This window comes from Paenibacillus sp. FSL K6-0108 (assembly GCF_045040695.1).
GTDB classification, from domain to species: Bacteria; Bacillota; Bacilli; order Paenibacillales; family Paenibacillaceae; genus Paenibacillus; species Paenibacillus pabuli_B.
Genome location: NZ_CP150288.1, coordinates 3,636,277 through 3,652,511, shown reverse-complemented (window position 1 = coordinate 3,652,511; position 16,235 = coordinate 3,636,277). Strand labels below are relative to the sequence as shown.

Genomic DNA, 16,235 nt, shown 5'->3' with positions numbered 1-16,235 from the left:
CTATCTCTCCCCTTTTCTCCCCCCAGAAAGCAGTTAGGCTTACGCTTCACTTCTCCAAATCGGTTCTCTTCTATAAGCGAAGTGCTTCCCAGAGTCCGGCACCGAGCATATTACCTGCCGTTTGTTTGCGGTACTGTTCTGTAGCGAATGCATCACCATAAGTCTCGAACTCCGTTTCAACCGCTGCAGCGAGAGCTGAAGCCTGCATAACAGAAGCCTCGCTACCAAGGAGCAACTTTTCCGCGTCGGGAAGACGCATTGCCATCCCTGTACCTCCACCTGCAGCGATCGCGATCTTATTCCAGCGGCCATCTGCACCTACTTCCCCGTGAAATGCAATCGTCACCAGCGATGCTGTAAAGGCCTCCCGCCGACCCAGCTTACGATAAAATGAAATCTCACGCCCAACTAAGGACTGTTCACTACGGGAATCTGGGATAGCCCTTCTCATCATCGGAAAATGAATGGCGATTAGTACATCATTCGGATTGCGACTGCCGTCACGACCACCGTTCAGCCAGGATGAAAGACTGCGGAACTCCGTACCGCTGTCCGTTATCCATTGCAGCTGTGCATCGTTGACAAGGAGAGCCGGTATGGAGTCACCCACTCCTGATACGATGTTGCCGCCAATGGTCGCCACATTCCGAATAGATGGAGCAGCTATGGCGTCCACTGCGGAATGAAATAAGGGCAGTTGTTGCAGCTGAACGTCTGTGGCACATTGATTCAATCGCGTCAGCGCTCCGATGACCAAATCTTCTCCATCCACATATACGCCGCTCGCACCTGGAATACGAGCAAGACTGATCATATGCTCAGGTACTGGAACAAGACCACCTTCCCACTGGGTGCGTAATAAAGTCGCCCCTGCAGCAAAACAATATTTCCCGAACAGTTTACTCTTCAATGCTTGAAGTTCTTCCAAATTAACGGGCTGCCAAACCGTTGGCTGAGCTCCAGATCCATATGCCGGCATGACCATCGTTCCATCTCCCTTCTCTACCTGGAATCTGCGGGACGTTGGATATGACCGAATGATCCAAATAATTGTTCAAATCATATGGGACTTCAAGAGTTACGTCAATTATCTTCACATCATTTTGGATAAATGTATAAATACGTGGATCGAGTTGTGCCTGATGCATTAATTACTCTCAAAATCTAACACAAGCTAATTCATTCCCCACAGAAAAAATCAATAAAGAGGCCAACCAGAAGGTCTGGTTGACCTGATTACATCAAAAACGATATACGAGCGGTACGCTCCTTCTGTTGTGATCAGCATTTAACTTAACTTAATCCATTCACATAATCCAAAATACGCTCCAGCTCTGGTTCGGTATCTGCGTCCCAGAAGCAATAATCAGACAACGATACATGCGTACCTGCATATTTGCTGTTAAGCATAATCCTTCGCGCTCCCTCATCTCCACTGAGGGACAAAAGAGGCCCTAACATATGCTCGCGAAAAGCTACGGGAGGTTTGCCCCCTTCTCCGTCCGTAGCCGCTGCATAATCACATCGCTTGTTGGCGGCTAACGCCTCAGCAACCCTGTTTATATCCCGCGCCTGCAATAACGGTTGATCTGCCAGGATCATCATCACACCTTCTGTTCGGTACGCCATGGCAGACAAAATGCCACATTGCAGAGACATGGCCATGCCATACGCATAATCGGTACAGATTGCAATCCGAAGCCTCGTCCTCGTATCAGGAGTAATGGGCGTTATGCTATACGAAGCAACATTGAGGTGTACAGAGGGAATCCACGCCAATGAATCCTCCGGTTTGACCACACAGATGACCTGCTCCAAATCCGAATTTAAGGCAGCTTCCAGGGTCCAGGCAGCCAAACACTTTCCATCAGGCATGACAATAGACAGTTTATCCCGACCCAGTCGGCTGCTCTTCCCTGCTGCTAGCACTATGCCCGTCAGTCGCATGCGCAATCCCCCTCTGTACGTAACCACGTTCTGCGGCAGAAGCCGCACGCTTACAAGCAATAAGTTCTGCTGCGATACTGATTGCGATCTCTTCCGGTCCGTCGGCACCAATGGTCAAGCCGACGGGTGAATGCAAATGTTTTAGTGGGGGGAGATTGTTCAGCAAGCGTGCTGTACGTGTTCTGGATCCCATAATGCCAAGGTATGCATAGTTTCGATCTTCAAGCAATTCAAGAAACTCCCGTTCTCTCGGAAATTGATGACTCATCAATACGATATAATCCACGCTTTGGATATCCAGTACAGGCATGATCTCACGAGGGAAACCGCGGACAAGCTCAGCACCCGGAAACCGTTCAGTTGTGCACAAAGTTTCTCGCCAATCAGCTACAACCACACGAAATCCGGCTGATTTGCCCAGACGGGCGACAGGAATCACATCATTTCCGGCCCCAACAATAATCAGACGGGGTTTGGGCGCATATTTTGCAGAGATCAGTAGAGGGATATCCCACCGCCCTGCCTCAGTCAATCCATCCCTCTGGAAATCACTCTTTTCAAAATCAGATGCGACCGAACCAGATTCAGACGGATGAATAACGACCAACGAAAGGCGCGGTGTGTTCACTGTAACCAGTGTATCTATTGGATTTTGAGGCGATTCTATGGCCTTATTTGGACTGCCTTCTATGTCCAAGCTCCAGGTGAAGTCGAAATGGTGAGCTCCATGCTCTTCATCGGATGCGGGTCCTGCCTTCTTCCCGGCACCTCCCTCTTTGGCTCTCAGCGAAGTGCGCAAGGATGTCCGGCTTTCTGCATCCCCAGCGAGCTTTATCATATAATGAATCCTTGTGTAGCGATTGTAAAACGAACGGGTGAATTCCACGGCTGATCCGGATTGAAAACACGTATGCATATGGGCCATAGCTGCCCTGAGTTCACTACAAACCGGTTCCAGCAGCACTATAATTAACCCGCCGCAGCCAATTGTTTCCCCCCAGGACAGATCATCTTCGGGACGCATATCATACTCTACGAATTCCAGTTGCCCTGTATCCAGCACATGTTCCACCCGGGCCTGCAGATCACTCTCCAGACAACCGGGACTGATACTGCCATACATTTCACCTTCTCCAGTCAAAAGCATAGAGACCCCCTGCTTACGGTAAGCATGACCTTCTACCTTAACCGCTGTTGCGAGTACACAGCGCGGTTCCCGCGCTGCAATTGCACACAGATCATGCATTTCCATCATTGTCTCCATCCTTTCAGGATTAGGATCCGAAGAGGTGAACCAGAGCTTCCAAGTGATAGTTGAATACCCAACTTCAGTTCAGATAGTAGTCTTGGTAAGCTTCTTCCGGTTGGATTCGATTAGATGCGTGTCATCAATCTGGCAATACTTTTATCCGATTCACGAAGCACGATGCCACGATCAATCGTTTGAATCTTCCGATTTTTGAGCACGATGCTTCCATCAATAATAACGGTGTCCACACAACTGCGCGTTGCGGAATAGACTACACGGGAGTACACATCGGTCTCATAGGAAGGATAGGTATGGAAATCATTCAGATCCAGCAGCAGCATATCTGCCTTTTTACCCACTTCCAGACTGCCGATTTCCTTGGACATGCCTAACACTTCTGCTCCACCCATTGTTGCCATGCGCAGCACCGTCCGGGCATCCATCACCGTTGGGCCATGTGGCACCTTCTGAATAAGCGCAGTGAGGCGCATCTCCTGAAACATATCCAGATTGTTGTTACAAGGTGCACCATCGGCACCAATCCCTACCGCAATCTGGCGATTCAGCAGATCAGGAATATCCGCAATACCCGAGGACAGTTTCATATTCGATCCGGGACAATGGGTGACTTTTACACCGCGTTTGCGAATAATCTCCTTCTCTTCCTCACTCAGCCATACACAGTGGGCAAGCACCAATCTTGGGGTAGCCAGACCGATATGATCCAGATAGACAATGTTGCGCATGCCGCGTTCGTGTTCAACCAGTTCGATCTCGCCACGATTTTCGGAGGCATGGGTGTGCACTTTCACATGGTACTTATTCGACAGGTCACGAACCTCAACCAATAATTCCTCGGTGCACGAGACGACGAAACGTGGACAAAACGCATACTGAATGCGTCCGCCGCCGAATCCGTTCCATTTCTCCAGCAAATCGACACTTTGCTGCAGCGAGGCAGCCGTATTTTCACGCAGCGGTTCAGGAACTTCATCCCCGTGATCCATCATCACTTTACCGGAGATTACTCGAATGCCGCTCTGCGCCATCGCCTGAAAAGCCGAGTCGGTATGATGCACCGTCTCCATATCCAATATGGTCGTTGTACCGCTGGAGATCAATTCGCCCAAGCCGAGCATCGCCGAGTAGTAGACTGATTCCTCATCATGCGCTGCCTCAAGCGGCCAGATGCGTTGTCGAAGCCAATCCATCAGTTCCAGATCGTCCGCACGCCCGCGGAACAAGGTCTGACACAGATGAATATGCGTCTGGATAAAACCTGGCAGCAGCACTTTGCCTCGAGCATCAATGACCTGATCTGCCTGAACATCAATATGCTCTGCAATTTCTTTGATCTTGTTATCCTCAATTAGCAGATCTCCCGTAAATACATCCTCTTCTGCATTCATTGTGACGAGCTGTGCACCTTTTAGCAGGATCGTTCCCATGATAATCTCCCCTATCTATATCAAACGTATCTATAATAAGTACAACTAAAGGATATATACGATTTTCCAAGGAACCTAGGACGTCTTATTTGGCTCAAGGCCCTCTTTTTTCAAGCGTAAAAAATACCAAATACCAGATACGATATTTCCTGAAATCTCATGAGAAAATGCGAGGAACGTCGATGAATTCCGATACAACGTGTCTCATGTTCGTTAACGCTTCAGGCTCCACGCTCTCCGTTATCGTCGAAGGAAAGGAAATTACCACCCAATAGCCATGCCGTCTCCTCTGGGATCTGCTGCCCCGCTAATCATGCCATTTTCATGGATAACAATCCCTTGTGACTGCCCCATAATCCCATCCCACGGTGCTCTGGCTTCGACATTATGCCCCCATCGGGCAAGCGTGTTACATACGTCGTCATGATAGCGGTTCTCTACTCGCATCGTGTCACCTTCTTCACCCCACGTGCGTCCATACACCCAACGCGGGAGACCGATTGCCTCCTGAATGTTCAGACCATAGTCCAGCACACCCGTTAGAACCGATAACTGTGTCTGGGGCTGGCCCTCGCCACCTTGTGTGCCAACGAGCAAATAAGGTTTTCCGTTACGAGTGACAAGTCCTGGCATTAGGGTGTGGAATGAGCGTTTGTTCGGTTCCAATACGTTGGCGTCCTTCGAATCAAGCGAGAAAAAGGAACCGCGATTCTGCATGATCACACCCGTATTTCCCGGTACATAAGCAGCGCCAAAGTCAAAGTATAGACTCTGAATAAATGAGACGGCGTTGCCTTCATTGTCTACAATTGCCGCATAAGCCGTATCCTGACCCATCGTTTTGGACAGAAAAGGCTGTGCCACAGCTGGAGCAGACTGAATCTCGCTCCACAATTCGTCTCCGTAAACCTTGGATAACAGATTTTCCAACGGAATATCCCTGAACTCCGGGTCCGTGAGATAACGATCGCGGTCACGAAAAGCCTTTTTCACCACTTCAGCCATCAGGTGATAGAACTCTGGGGACGTTCGCGCCACAGAAGAAAGATCAATATGCTCCAGCATATTTAGCATCATCAGCATGGAGAATCCCTGTGAATTGGGCGGCATCTGGTGAACTTGATAACCACGGTAGTCGGTGCTGACCGGTTTCACCCACTCTCCCTTGTGAGCCGCGAAATCCGCTGGGGTAAGCATGCCGCCATCCTCACAAATTGCCGAAGTTAGCTGCTCTGCCAGTTTACCGGTATAAAAAACATCGCGTCCACCTGCCTGAATTAGGCGAATGGATGAGGCCAGTTCAGGCTGCAAGAGCAGATCGCCTTTCTGCAAAAGTGTACTCAACGGGGCAAATACCGCTCGCAGCGGTGTATGCCCCATAATGAAATCCTCATCACGTTCCATCCACTGGCGCAGATTTCGGGATACAGGGCATCCTTTTTCTGCATATTGCGCAGCTGGTTCAAGTATCTCTTCCCATTGTAACTTCCCATAGCGGGACCAGACTTCCCACCAGGCATCGACCATTCCAGGAACAGTAATCGCACTAAGGACGCCTCGCTGAGGAATGGCGCTCATCCCCATTGCTTTGAACGTGTCAGCATGAATACCTGCTGCTGAACGACCGCTTCCGTTGTAGGCCGTTATTTCGCCACTTGCTCCGTCGTGAATCAGAAAGAAGGCATCTCCGCCAAGCCCTGTCATGTGGGGATAGACTACGCCCAATACAGCACTAACCGCAACAGCGGCATCATAAGCGTTGCCACCCTGCGAGAGTATTGAACTGCCAACCGCACTCGCCAAATAATGAGGGGAGGTGACCATCACCTCCCTGGATATCGGCATCTGGTTCAACATAAGGCGCCCTCCTTCCCGGCATACACATCCAGCGCCGCCTGCACTGCTTCACCTGCTGGCAATGCATGGCGATGTCGTAGCAGGACAGCTTCCAAAGCACCCAGCACATGCAGTACATTTTTGCGCTGACAGCTGAAGCCCATCGTGCCTATTCGCCAAATCTTGCCTTTTAATGGTCCGAACGAACTCGCAATCTCAATACTAAAATCATTCAGAAGCATACTGCGTACCGACTCACCGTCAATGCCGTCCGGAATTTCGATACAAGTGACTACAGGAAGTTTGCTGGATATGTTTCCATACAGTTTGAGCCCCATGCCCTGAATTCCCGCGACTAATGCACGTTCATTCATCCGATGTCTCTGGAAACGGGCATCCAGACCTTCCTGAAGCAAAATCCGCAGTCCTTCGTGAAGACCGTAGAGCATCGAAGTAGCTTCCGTATGATGGTTCAACCGTGCCGAACTCCAGTAGTCCTGCAGTTGGCTGAGGTCAAAATAATTGCTAGCAATCGTGCGCCCTTCAGCCCGAGCACTTGTTGCATCCCGGAGACCCCGTTCGACGGTTTTACGACTCATCAGTTTCTTCTCCACACGGCTGTTATATGTTAATGGCGCCATCCCGGATGGAACAGACAAACACTTCTGCGTTCCACCCATCACTGCATCCAGATGCCAGACATCTGTCTCGACAGGTGTACCGCCAATAGTGGCTACCGCATCAATCAGTAGTAAAATATCGAGTTCACGACAGGCTTTGCCAATCTCCGCGAGAGGCTGCATTTGCCCCGTTGAAGTCTCGCCATGAACCATCGCGACCAGACTCGGCTTGTGTGTGTGGATCGCCTTGATTACCTCTTCGGGATCAAATACCGTTCCCCACTCTGTTTCAAAAAAGACAACCTCGGCTCCACAACGTTCCGATATTTCAACTAACAGATGCCCGAACCGTCCATAGATCGGGACCAGCACCTTGTCCCCCGGCTCAATCAGGCTGACCAGCATGGCTTCAATTCCTGAGCGGGATGTGCCATCTACCGGATAACACCATTTGTTATCTGTCATGTACAGTTCACGCAGCATCGCCATCGTCTCATTCATCAGGGAAGTGAACTCCGGATCAAACTGCCCCAGAATCGGGAAGGACAATGCCCGCAGCACTCTGGGATCGACTTCAACTGGCCCCGGTGTCATGATCGTCCGCAAGGAAGGGGATAACTCTTTATAGTTGGACATCGACATCTTCACTCAACTCCCGTAACCGTATTTATAAAGTAACTGAACCAAAACCCGGAAACCTTTCATCAGGTCCTCTTCAGCTGTATATTCAAGAGGATTATGACTAATACCATCCCGGCTAGGGACAAAAATCATTGCTGTGGGGCAAACTGGCTGAAAGATCTGCGAATCATGTCCTGCGCCGCTTGGCATGTGTATATAGGATAGCTGTTCCATTTCACAGATACCGCGAATGTCTGCGGTAATCTGTTCATTCATCGGAATAGGTGTGACAGACAAGTGTTCTTCCCAGTTCAGTTCAAGTTGTTGCTCGGCTGCAATCCGGCTAAAAGCCTGAAGCATCTCTTGCCAGCAGCGATCGATGCTCTCTTGCCGGATGTGCCGAATATCGAGGGAGAATACCGCTCGAGAAGCAACAACGTTGCCAACACCCGGCTCCGCTGTTACTCGTCCCACGGTGGCTACAAGCGGTTCACCTGCCTCCAGCGCAATGCTTCTAACGGCTGTAATCATCTCGGCTGCACCTGCAAGTGCATCCTTGCGCCAGGCCATCGGTGTAGTTCCCGCGTGATTGGCTTCGCCAATTACTGTAATGCTAAAACGTTTCTGACCTACAATGTCCGATACAATACCAATCGAATGGCCCAATCGTTCAAGGACCTGACCTTGCTCAATATGAAGCTCGATAAATGCACCATACGTGTGTGAAGCCGTTCTATGCCCACTATCGGGTCCAAAACCGGCATTACATATTGCCTGTGCAAAGGTAATGCCAGCTTGATCCTTCAAATGCTGCACTTCTTCCAACCCACTAACCCCTGTTATGCTCCGTGATCCCCAGTAAGCGAAGGGGAATCGGCTGCCTTCTTCTTCGCACAGGGACACCACCTGGAGTGTTCGTTTAGGTGTCCCAAAATGGTTCTTCAGATATTCTAATGCCAGCACTCCTGCAACTACCCCGTAGGCGCCGTCATACTTCCCGCCATGCACCACCGTATCGATATGGGACCCTGTAACAATCGGTGCCTCTTCGATTCCTTTTCCCATTCCTGCACCCGTACGATTACCATTAAGTGTTCCATACAGGTTTCCCGATTGATCAAATGCAGGAGTCAACCCTTTCTCCTGCATTTTTGTCGCAAGTGCATGCTGTGCCTTACACCATGCTTGGTCATACAACAGACGTGTAACACCTCCCTGGAGATCAGCACCATAGGTGGACAACCAGTCAAGCATGCTTTGCAGCTGCACCTGCTCCAATTGGGGCAAAGGCTGAATGGGAAATTCCGTTTCAGCTGATGCGTGTACTTCAAAGTCGTTCATGATATCCCCTCCGCTCCTTCAATCCCAACTGGAACAGATGAGTTCGCACGGATAAACCGTCCTAAAGGTTCACCCGATAATCCTGTGAGTAAACTGTATACTTGTGTACCCCGGCAGAACACAGCTTCAATACTGGAAGAAAATGTGCGTCCCACATACGGACTCTGCTTATGTGTGTAGTGCAGGTCATCCGCATTTAAAGTTGTAGTTACCTCCCAATTAATTAGCACCAGATCCGCGTCTTTGCCGATAGCGATTTCACCTTTACTCTCTAATCCAAGCCTTTGGGCAGGTTGCAGAGCCAGAACTCTTCCGAGCAACGGCAGGGCTATATTTCGCTGAAGATGTCCATCCTCCAACATCAGCAGCAGCGTGCTTTGCGCTCCCGAGATACCACCCCAGATTTCGAAGAAATGTTCAGATTGTTTCATCGATGGCGGACAGGGAGAATGGTCGGATGCGATCACATCAATTAGTCCTGCTGCCAGCGCATCCCATAACTGATCTTGCTCAACTTGACTCCGTAATGGCGGCGCACACTTAGCTACAGCTCCCAACCGGACGACATCCTCATCTGTCAGAGTAAGATAATGCGGACATGTTTCCGCAGTTACATCCTGACCGCGCAGTTTCGCCTCTGCAATCAGATCAAGTGCTTTCCGTGTACTGATATGAACAAAATGCAGTGCACATCCGGTTTGCTCCCCATACTGCAGCGCTCGGGACACCGCTCGAACTTCGGCTTCTGCTGGACGGGATTGTACGTAATCCATCGGTCCGGTTCGTCCAGCTGCAATACTTCTGGTCGCCAGTTCAGCAACCATTGCTTCGTCTTCGGCATGAAGCGCCAACACACGGTTTAGCTTTGCAATCTCATACATGCCCTTCAAAAGGGTATCGTCATCCGCTCTTGCGAATATGTCTTCCCCTTCTCCACCGGGTTCGGACATAAATGCTTTAAACCCTGCCGCACCCCTTTCAGTCAAAGGCGCAAGCTCGGCCCGATTGCCGGGAACAAGCCCTCCCCAGAACGCAAAATCAACATAAGATTGACCATCGGCTGCTTTCATTTTTGAATCCCAGGCATCCGGTCTTATCGTTGGGGGAACGCCATTAAGCGGCATATCCACATATGTTGTAATTCCGCCAGCAGCCAGTGATGCTGATCCGGATTTGAATCCTTCCCAGCTTGCGTGTCCAGGTTCATTGAAGTGAACATGAATGTCTACCGCGCCTGGCATTACGGTAAGTCCATTTGCTTCTATAATTTCAGTGGCTTCATCACCTTCAAGCTGTGGAGACAAAGCGGTTATTTTTTCACCTGTAATGCCAATATCCAGTTCTTCGATGCTATCTCTCAATACAACCCGGGCTCCCCGGATGATCGTATCTAATCTTGTCATATGGATGCCCTCCCTAATCCAAGTCGGTTTCGTGCATCTCAGCTTCCCCGGTATGTACTGTAAGCACCTGGAGCGATCAATAAAGGAATGTGGTAGTGACTCATGGCATCAGTTACGACAAATCGAATCGGAACCATTGTCCATAACGCCTGCCCAAATTCTTCAGTGGATTGCTGCATGTAATACTCTTCAACGTTGAATTGAAGTTCATAGACGGCCTTCACAAGCTTCTCGCCTTCAAGCAAAGGTGCATCTAGACGCCCATCGGCATTGGTCACCGACTCAGCAATTTTCATTGCACTTTCCTTCTCGCCGTCCCTGTTCAGCACATAAAGCTCAACCCGCACACCAGCAGCCGGGATGCCCTTGGATGTATCCAAAACATGCGTAGTAATCCTTCCTCCAACCGGCGGCACACTGTGGCCCATCTGTACAAGCCACTGCTCCAAACGAATGGATGCAATCTTGAATACTTCCTTCAGGGCGGTCTGGAATTCTTCCTCTCTTCCTCTCCGATTGCGCTTCCGCATGGACTCCAGGATAGACTCAGCTGTGTGACCTTTCACCGCCAATATAAAAGGAAAACCGAATCGGCCTGTATATTCTTTATTTAATTGACTAAGTTCGTTATATTGCTCCTCCGAGAGTGAATTAAGGCCTGCATCAGCCTGTTCCTGAACGGAATTGCTGCTCATGCTGATTCGTGCTCCGAGATCCGGGTGATTGCAAAGCAGCTGCAACTTCGCCTTTTCCTCAGATGTCTGAACTATATTGTTCATCACTTTCATCATTTGTCCAAATGAGTCAAATGGTCGTGAAGACCAGGAACGCTCTGCCACCCAAGGTGATTCTTCAAATAGTCCGCCAAATGTATGCACGAATTGTGTGATAGACCAGTTGTTAACGAGTCTTATTAAGTCGCCCATGTTAGAACCTCCGGTCTTCTATAGATTATTGTTCTTCATTTTAAGTGTCTCTCTGTACTGCGACAACAATATTCACGCAAATTTGTAATATAACATAACATCAGTTATGTGATTTGTTAGCAGTGCACGGCATTGAAATAATTAAATGAAGCGAAAACCAAAAAAAACCGCATTTCCTCATGGGAAATACGGTTTCATCTGACCATGCCTATTTCATTGTTTTGCTGCTGTTTTGTCCCGTACGAACTTACGGAAGGTGAACACCAGCTTTAATTTCAGCAAATCATTGGTCTTTTTGAAGTCCATTTGCAGCAAGCTTCCGACTTTCTCCATTCGATAAGTTACGGTGTTCCGATGCACAAACAACTGCTTCGCAGCTTCGTTAATAAGTCCATCATTCTCGATAAAAGATTCCAACGTATTCATCAATATCTGATTCGGATCGCCATCCCTGGCCAGTAAAGGTTCAAGTACTTTGTTACAGTAATTCTCCATGATGTTATCCGGAACATGTTGGAATACATAGGCAAATTCCAGCATTTCGAATTGGAGGGCCCTATCCTTCATTCCAAATCGTCGAGCCAGTTGGCGGGTATCCATACATTCCTGATAGGCTTCGCGCAGCGATTTCGGCTCATGTTTCATTTTGCTGATCCAGAACCTCGGTGCAGATTCTCCCTTGGCCTCCTGAGCTGCAAGAACATCGCCGAACCGATTCAGCAGGAATGCCGACAATTCCTCACCGTAATCCCGTCCTGTGGGACAGGTATAGATAGACAATATACTATCTTCAATCTGGAAATGATGTGAGGCTGTGAATTGCATAAGCGGATTATACTGCAGCTCACGGTGGATCTGTTTCAGCAGCTTCCCTTCTGCAAAAACAGACGGTTCCAATGTGATTAGCACACATTGATAGGTCCCCTGGAACAGATGGATTCCTTTATTATCACTGAACCTGATGAGTTCATCTATCGTCATTTTATTATCCATATATTCGGTTAACAGGGTACGCATCTCATCCTGAACAGTAGGGTTGATGTGTTCCCGATAGGTCATATCCATATAGAATGCTAGGACATCCGCAGCCTGCTGAAATAATTCTTCCTCTGCTTTAAGTGACAGTGCTGAAACTGTAAAGACGAGCAAAAATCCGTATTCTTCATCATTCTGCTTGATGGGTACCCTGTGGCAGCTTCCCTGATTCCATTTTACGCGATGCATGACGGATTTCCAGGGCCAACCCTGTATTGCCAATTCTCCGGCAACGCCTTCGCTGCCATATAATAGGTGTCCACGTGCGCCAACAACCGCAAGCGGGTAATTCAATACCGTGGCAAGTTCGGCAAATACATTCCGATGCTGCTGTTGTTGTTGCAGGGCAAACTGCATCAGTTTTTTCTGTTTCTGCACCACTTCGTGCAATAACCTATTACTACGTTCATGTTCAGCCTTAAACAACGCATTCATCTGGTCGGAAAATGTGAACTGAAACGGCAGTTCAAGCAATGGCAGCCGCAACCGATTCGCTTCTTCAATAATCCCTTGTGGAATGGACTGCCAGAATCGGCCCAATTTAATTCCGAGCCCGGCACAGCCGCGTTCGTTCAGACGGCGCATCAGCCGCAGTGCATCTGTCTCATTGTCTTTCATAATAAACGCGGTTGTGAACAGCAATTCTCCCGACTTGATCCAATCGGCTATATCTGGAGCGTCCATGACGTTAACGGATTTCATCATCCGCGATGTCCCTTCCCCACCTGCAACCAGTCTGGCCTCAGACAACGGGTATACCTGTAAAGCTTCTTTAACCGTAAGTTGCATGGACATTACCTCCCATATATATAACATATTTGAGTTTTTCTCGTTGAAGTGAAAGCGATTAGAGGATCTACATTCATTTCCGGTTCATTTTTTTGAAAACAACCTTTACTCTTGTTAAGTATTATAACATCATATTCATTTGAATAGCTTACATGATAAAAAAAATAAAACCCATGACACAATTGCAGCACTGTTGCGCAACCGGTATAGGTTTTATTTTGGATTCAAGATTATTTGATTATTTATTCACGAAATATAAGATCAGATTCCCAATGTTTCATGACTCAACCACAATTTCATACGGGACAGTACCTCTTTCATATTCAGTGGTTTACTAATATAATCCGAGGCTCCTGCCGCAATACATTTCTCACGATCTTCCTTCATGGCTTTCGCAGTCAGAGCAATAATGGGGAGCTGTTTGAGATTCAATCTTTCACGGATCTGGCGAGTGGTTTCATAACCATCCAGCTCTGGCATCATGATGTCCATCATGATAATATCCGGCTTCGCTTCCCCACGTTCCAGCATCTCCAGACATTCATATCCGTTCTGTGCTGTGATTACATTCATGCCGTACTGCTCCAAGGCGTTAGCCAAGGCGTATACGTTGCGAATATCATCATCCACAACAAAGACTTGGCGTCCGTTCAATAACGATTCTTCAAGTGGAGTGAGTAACATCTCGACGGTTGTTGAAGTTTCCTCTGAATTATTGTTTGTTTCAGGAGCAGTCACAGCAGCCTCGTGCAAGAACAATCTGGAGTTCTGTATAACCTCAGGCTCTTTGCTTCTAAGCGGGAGGAATAGGGTGAAGACACTCCCTTGTCCTTCGCGACTGGTTGCAGAGATTGAGCCTCCCAACAGATTGGCAAGAGATTGAGAGATCGCCAGTCCCAGTCCGGTTCCGCCATATTTTCGAGCCGTGGCTCCATCTGCCTGTTTGAACGCATCAAAGATCTGTAACAGTTTGTTATCGGCAATGCCAATCCCAGTGTCGCTAACCGAAAAAGCGATCACTTCCGTCTCTGTCCCTTTTTCTTGAGGATTGGACAGACTCACTCTGGAGATGGTTAAGGCTACTTCACCTTTATCGGTAAACTTGAATGCATTGGATAACAAATTCCGCAAAATCTGGTGTAATCGCATCTCATCAGAAACAATCGTTTCGGGCAGAGGGCTTTGAAGTTGGATCCGGAAGTCAATACCTTTTTGTTCAGCCGTTTTCAGGAAATATTGATTCATAGCTTCTGGGAGAGTTCCGAGATAGACATCATCCAAATCTACGTCCATTTCCCCTGCTTCCACTTTGGAAAGATCAAGAATGTCATTAATCAGATTCAACAGGTCCTTGCCTGATGCATGGATCACCGAAGCATATTTCTGTTCCTCGCTGCTTAAGTGCCGATGCTTGTTCTCGGCCAAAATCTCAGAAAGAATCAACATACTGTTCAGAGGAGTACGCAATTCATGAGACATATTCGCAAGAAACTCAGACTTGTAACCAGAACTTGTCCGTAACTGATCCGCAACTTCCGCAAGTTCACTGGCCGAGGTCTCCGCCGCATTTTTCTGCAATTCCAGACGCTCATTCAACATGTACAGCTCTTCGGTCTGCATGTGCAACTCTTCCGTCTGCGAGGCCATCTCTTCGGTCTGTGCCTGCAATTTTTCGGATTGTGTCTGCAATTCTTCATTCAGTATCTGGGACTCATCATACAAATGCTGTAATTCCATGCGTGTTACGGTGGAATGAAGCGAGACCCCAAAAATTTCAATCAGTTCTGTGAGCAGCCTTGTCCCCTTTGGTTCGATGGGCTTCATGGAAGCCAGTTCGATTACAGCGATTGTTTTACCTTCAAACACCACCGGGGCTACCGTGAGTGATGCAGCCGACGCGTCACCAAGACCCGATGAGATGCGAATATAATTTTGAGGCAAGTCATTCATTTGCAAAACTTGCTTCTCAATCGCACTTTGACCCACTAAACCCTCACCCGGCGCAATGGATACTTTACCGAGGGCACGCGCTTTCTCTCCATCCGCTGCATACGCGGCTACACGAATGAGACGATTCTCTTTCATCGCATATAAGACACCATATGGAGCTTCCAGCAAAATCGCGACTTGGTTTAGGAACAACCGTGACAGTCCCTCCAAACTTGTAGGGTTCTGCAGGAGCGTAGCTATACTGGCAACCCGATCCTTAAGTCGGTTCTGTTCCTGTACCGTGTCCAGCAATAAGTTCGTCTCTTTGCCTAAATCACCGACCTCATCATGTGTACGGACAATAATACGCTGTGTGAGATTGCCGCCTTGAGATATGTCACTGATGGTATGTTTGACTTCACGAAGAGTCTTGACGATATTGCCCGAAATAACAAGCGCCGCAGCAACAGATAGTCCCGCAACGACAGCCCATAAGGTATACATTATGGTCAATAATGTGGAGCTTCGCGCTGCGAGTTCAGTAACCCGGTTCTCCGTGAGCGCCAACTCTGTGGAGCGGAAGGTCTCGAACTGGGATCTTAACAGATCGATTTCGCTTTTCCCCGGGTCGGAACGGAAAAATTCAATGACTTTCTCCTGATTCCCCTGTCTTTTTAGGGTTACTGAAGCTGCCCCAGCAACATCAATCCAACGGTTAATATGTGTTTTAATGTTCTCCAGCGTTCTCTGCTGGGATGGGTTATCACTGACCAACTCATACAGTTCGGCATAATTGGAGTTCCATTGAGTCAGTGCTTGGGTGTATGGCTCCAAATAACTTTCTTCACCGGTTAACATGAATCCCCGTTGTCCTGTTTCCATATTCAGAACATTTTTCTCAATTGCATTGGTCAGGTTATGTACTTCCAGGTCGTGATGGCTGATAAAATCGATTTCCTTCTGCGACGCATCTATCTGGGCAGACAGCACCAGCAAAACGGCACCAAATAACAGCACAACCACTAGATAGCCCAATACGATTTTGGAGCGTATCGTGAATCTTCTCTTTTTCGACAACGCAGAAACCTCCA

12 protein-coding genes are annotated in these 16,235 nt (G+C 48.4%); all 12 read right to left on the bottom strand.

Annotation, left to right across the window (positions count from 1 at the left end; genetic code table 11):
- Window positions 1-70: 70 nt before the first annotated feature.
- The 12 genes from MHB49_RS16580 to MHB49_RS16525 all read right to left on the bottom strand — a co-directional run bounded on the left by MHB49_RS16580 (window position 71) and on the right by MHB49_RS16525 (window position 16,221).
- On the bottom strand, window positions 71-985 hold the full coding sequence (locus tag MHB49_RS16580; RefSeq protein ID WP_405156933.1) for an FAD binding domain-containing protein: 915 nt from the start codon (window positions 983-985) through the stop codon (window positions 71-73).
- Window positions 930-1,148 carry a hypothetical protein gene (locus MHB49_RS16575; protein WP_405156932.1) on the bottom strand — a complete coding sequence of 73 codons (219 nt, stop codon included), beginning with the start codon at window positions 1,146-1,148 and terminating at the stop codon, window positions 930-932. Before MHB49_RS16575 ends, MHB49_RS16580 begins: the two co-directional genes overlap by 56 nt.
- A gap of 145 nt (window positions 1,149-1,293) precedes the next feature.
- A complete protein-coding gene (locus tag MHB49_RS16570) occupies window positions 1,294-1,947 on the bottom strand; it encodes an NTP transferase domain-containing protein (protein WP_405156931.1) in 654 nt (217 codons plus the stop codon).
- Complete coding sequence (locus MHB49_RS16565) at window positions 1,889-3,202, bottom strand: XdhC family protein (protein ID WP_405156930.1); 1,314 nt, start codon at window positions 3,200-3,202, stop codon at window positions 1,889-1,891. Before MHB49_RS16565 ends, MHB49_RS16570 begins: the two co-directional genes overlap by 59 nt.
- 119 nt (window positions 3,203-3,321) lie before the next feature.
- The gene (locus MHB49_RS16560; protein WP_405156929.1) at window positions 3,322-4,644 is read right to left on the bottom strand and encodes a 5'-deoxyadenosine deaminase; all 1,323 of its coding nucleotides are present in this window, start codon (window positions 4,642-4,644) and stop codon (window positions 3,322-3,324) included.
- Between the two features lie 261 nt (window positions 4,645-4,905).
- A complete protein-coding gene (gene ggt, locus MHB49_RS16555) occupies window positions 4,906-6,501 on the bottom strand; it encodes a gamma-glutamyltransferase (protein ID WP_405156928.1) in 1,596 nt (531 codons plus the stop codon).
- Window positions 6,495-7,736 (bottom strand): pyridoxal-phosphate-dependent aminotransferase family protein, encoded by a 1,242-nt coding sequence (locus tag MHB49_RS16550; RefSeq protein ID WP_405156927.1) that lies wholly within the window; start codon window positions 7,734-7,736, stop codon window positions 6,495-6,497. The genes ggt and MHB49_RS16550 overlap by 7 nt, the downstream gene beginning before the upstream one ends.
- A 12-nt stretch (window positions 7,737-7,748) precedes the next feature.
- Window positions 7,749-9,062, bottom strand: coding sequence for a Zn-dependent hydrolase (locus MHB49_RS16545; RefSeq protein ID WP_405156926.1), 1,314 nt, complete (start codon window positions 9,060-9,062; stop codon window positions 7,749-7,751).
- Entirely contained in the window at window positions 9,059-10,465 is a 1,407-nt protein-coding gene (allB, locus tag MHB49_RS16540) for an allantoinase AllB (protein ID WP_405156925.1), read from the bottom strand. The genes MHB49_RS16545 and allB overlap by 4 nt, the downstream gene beginning before the upstream one ends.
- Before the next feature lie 38 nt (window positions 10,466-10,503).
- On the bottom strand, window positions 10,504-11,391 hold the full coding sequence (gene uraD / locus MHB49_RS16535) for a 2-oxo-4-hydroxy-4-carboxy-5-ureidoimidazoline decarboxylase (RefSeq protein ID WP_405156924.1): 888 nt from the start codon (window positions 11,389-11,391) through the stop codon (window positions 10,504-10,506).
- Between the two features lie 213 nt (window positions 11,392-11,604).
- Window positions 11,605-13,215: a PucR family transcriptional regulator gene (locus MHB49_RS16530; RefSeq protein WP_247902911.1), complete on the bottom strand. Its 1,611-nt coding sequence runs from the start codon at window positions 13,213-13,215 to the stop codon at window positions 11,605-11,607.
- Between the two features lie 261 nt (window positions 13,216-13,476).
- The gene (locus MHB49_RS16525) at window positions 13,477-16,221 is read right to left on the bottom strand and encodes a CHASE3 domain-containing protein (RefSeq protein ID WP_405156923.1); all 2,745 of its coding nucleotides are present in this window, start codon (window positions 16,219-16,221) and stop codon (window positions 13,477-13,479) included.
- Window positions 16,222-16,235 lie beyond the last annotated feature (14 nt).

What these genes read in the sequence shown, in the direction of transcription:
- ggt (WP_405156928.1), bottom strand. Translation starts at nt 6,501, where the DNA reads ATGTTGAACCAGATGCCGATATCCAGGGAGGTGATGGTCACCTCCCCT.
- allB (WP_405156925.1), bottom strand. Translation starts at nt 10,465, where the DNA reads ATGACAAGATTAGATACGATCATCCGGGGAGCCCGGGTTGTATTGAGA.
- MHB49_RS16560 (WP_405156929.1), bottom strand. Translation starts at nt 4,644, where the DNA reads ATGGGAACGATCCTGCTAAAAGGTGCACAGCTCGTCACAATGAATGCA.
- MHB49_RS16580 (WP_405156933.1), bottom strand. Translation starts at nt 985, where the DNA reads ATGGTCATGCCGGCATATGGATCTGGAGCTCAGCCAACGGTTTGGCAG.
- MHB49_RS16565 (WP_405156930.1), bottom strand. Translation starts at nt 3,202, where the DNA reads ATGATGGAAATGCATGATCTGTGTGCAATTGCAGCGCGGGAACCGCGC.
- MHB49_RS16550 (WP_405156927.1), bottom strand. Translation starts at nt 7,736, where the DNA reads ATGTCCAACTATAAAGAGTTATCCCCTTCCTTGCGGACGATCATGACA.
- MHB49_RS16545 (WP_405156926.1), bottom strand. Translation starts at nt 9,062, where the DNA reads ATGAACGACTTTGAAGTACACGCATCAGCTGAAACGGAATTTCCCATT.
- MHB49_RS16530 (WP_247902911.1), bottom strand. Translation starts at nt 13,215, where the DNA reads ATGCAACTTACGGTTAAAGAAGCTTTACAGGTATACCCGTTGTCTGAG.
- uraD (WP_405156924.1), bottom strand. Translation starts at nt 11,391, where the DNA reads ATGGGCGACTTAATAAGACTCGTTAACAACTGGTCTATCACACAATTC.
- MHB49_RS16570 (WP_405156931.1), bottom strand. Translation starts at nt 1,947, where the DNA reads ATGCGACTGACGGGCATAGTGCTAGCAGCAGGGAAGAGCAGCCGACTG.
- MHB49_RS16575 (WP_405156932.1), bottom strand. Translation starts at nt 1,148, where the DNA reads ATGCATCAGGCACAACTCGATCCACGTATTTATACATTTATCCAAAAT.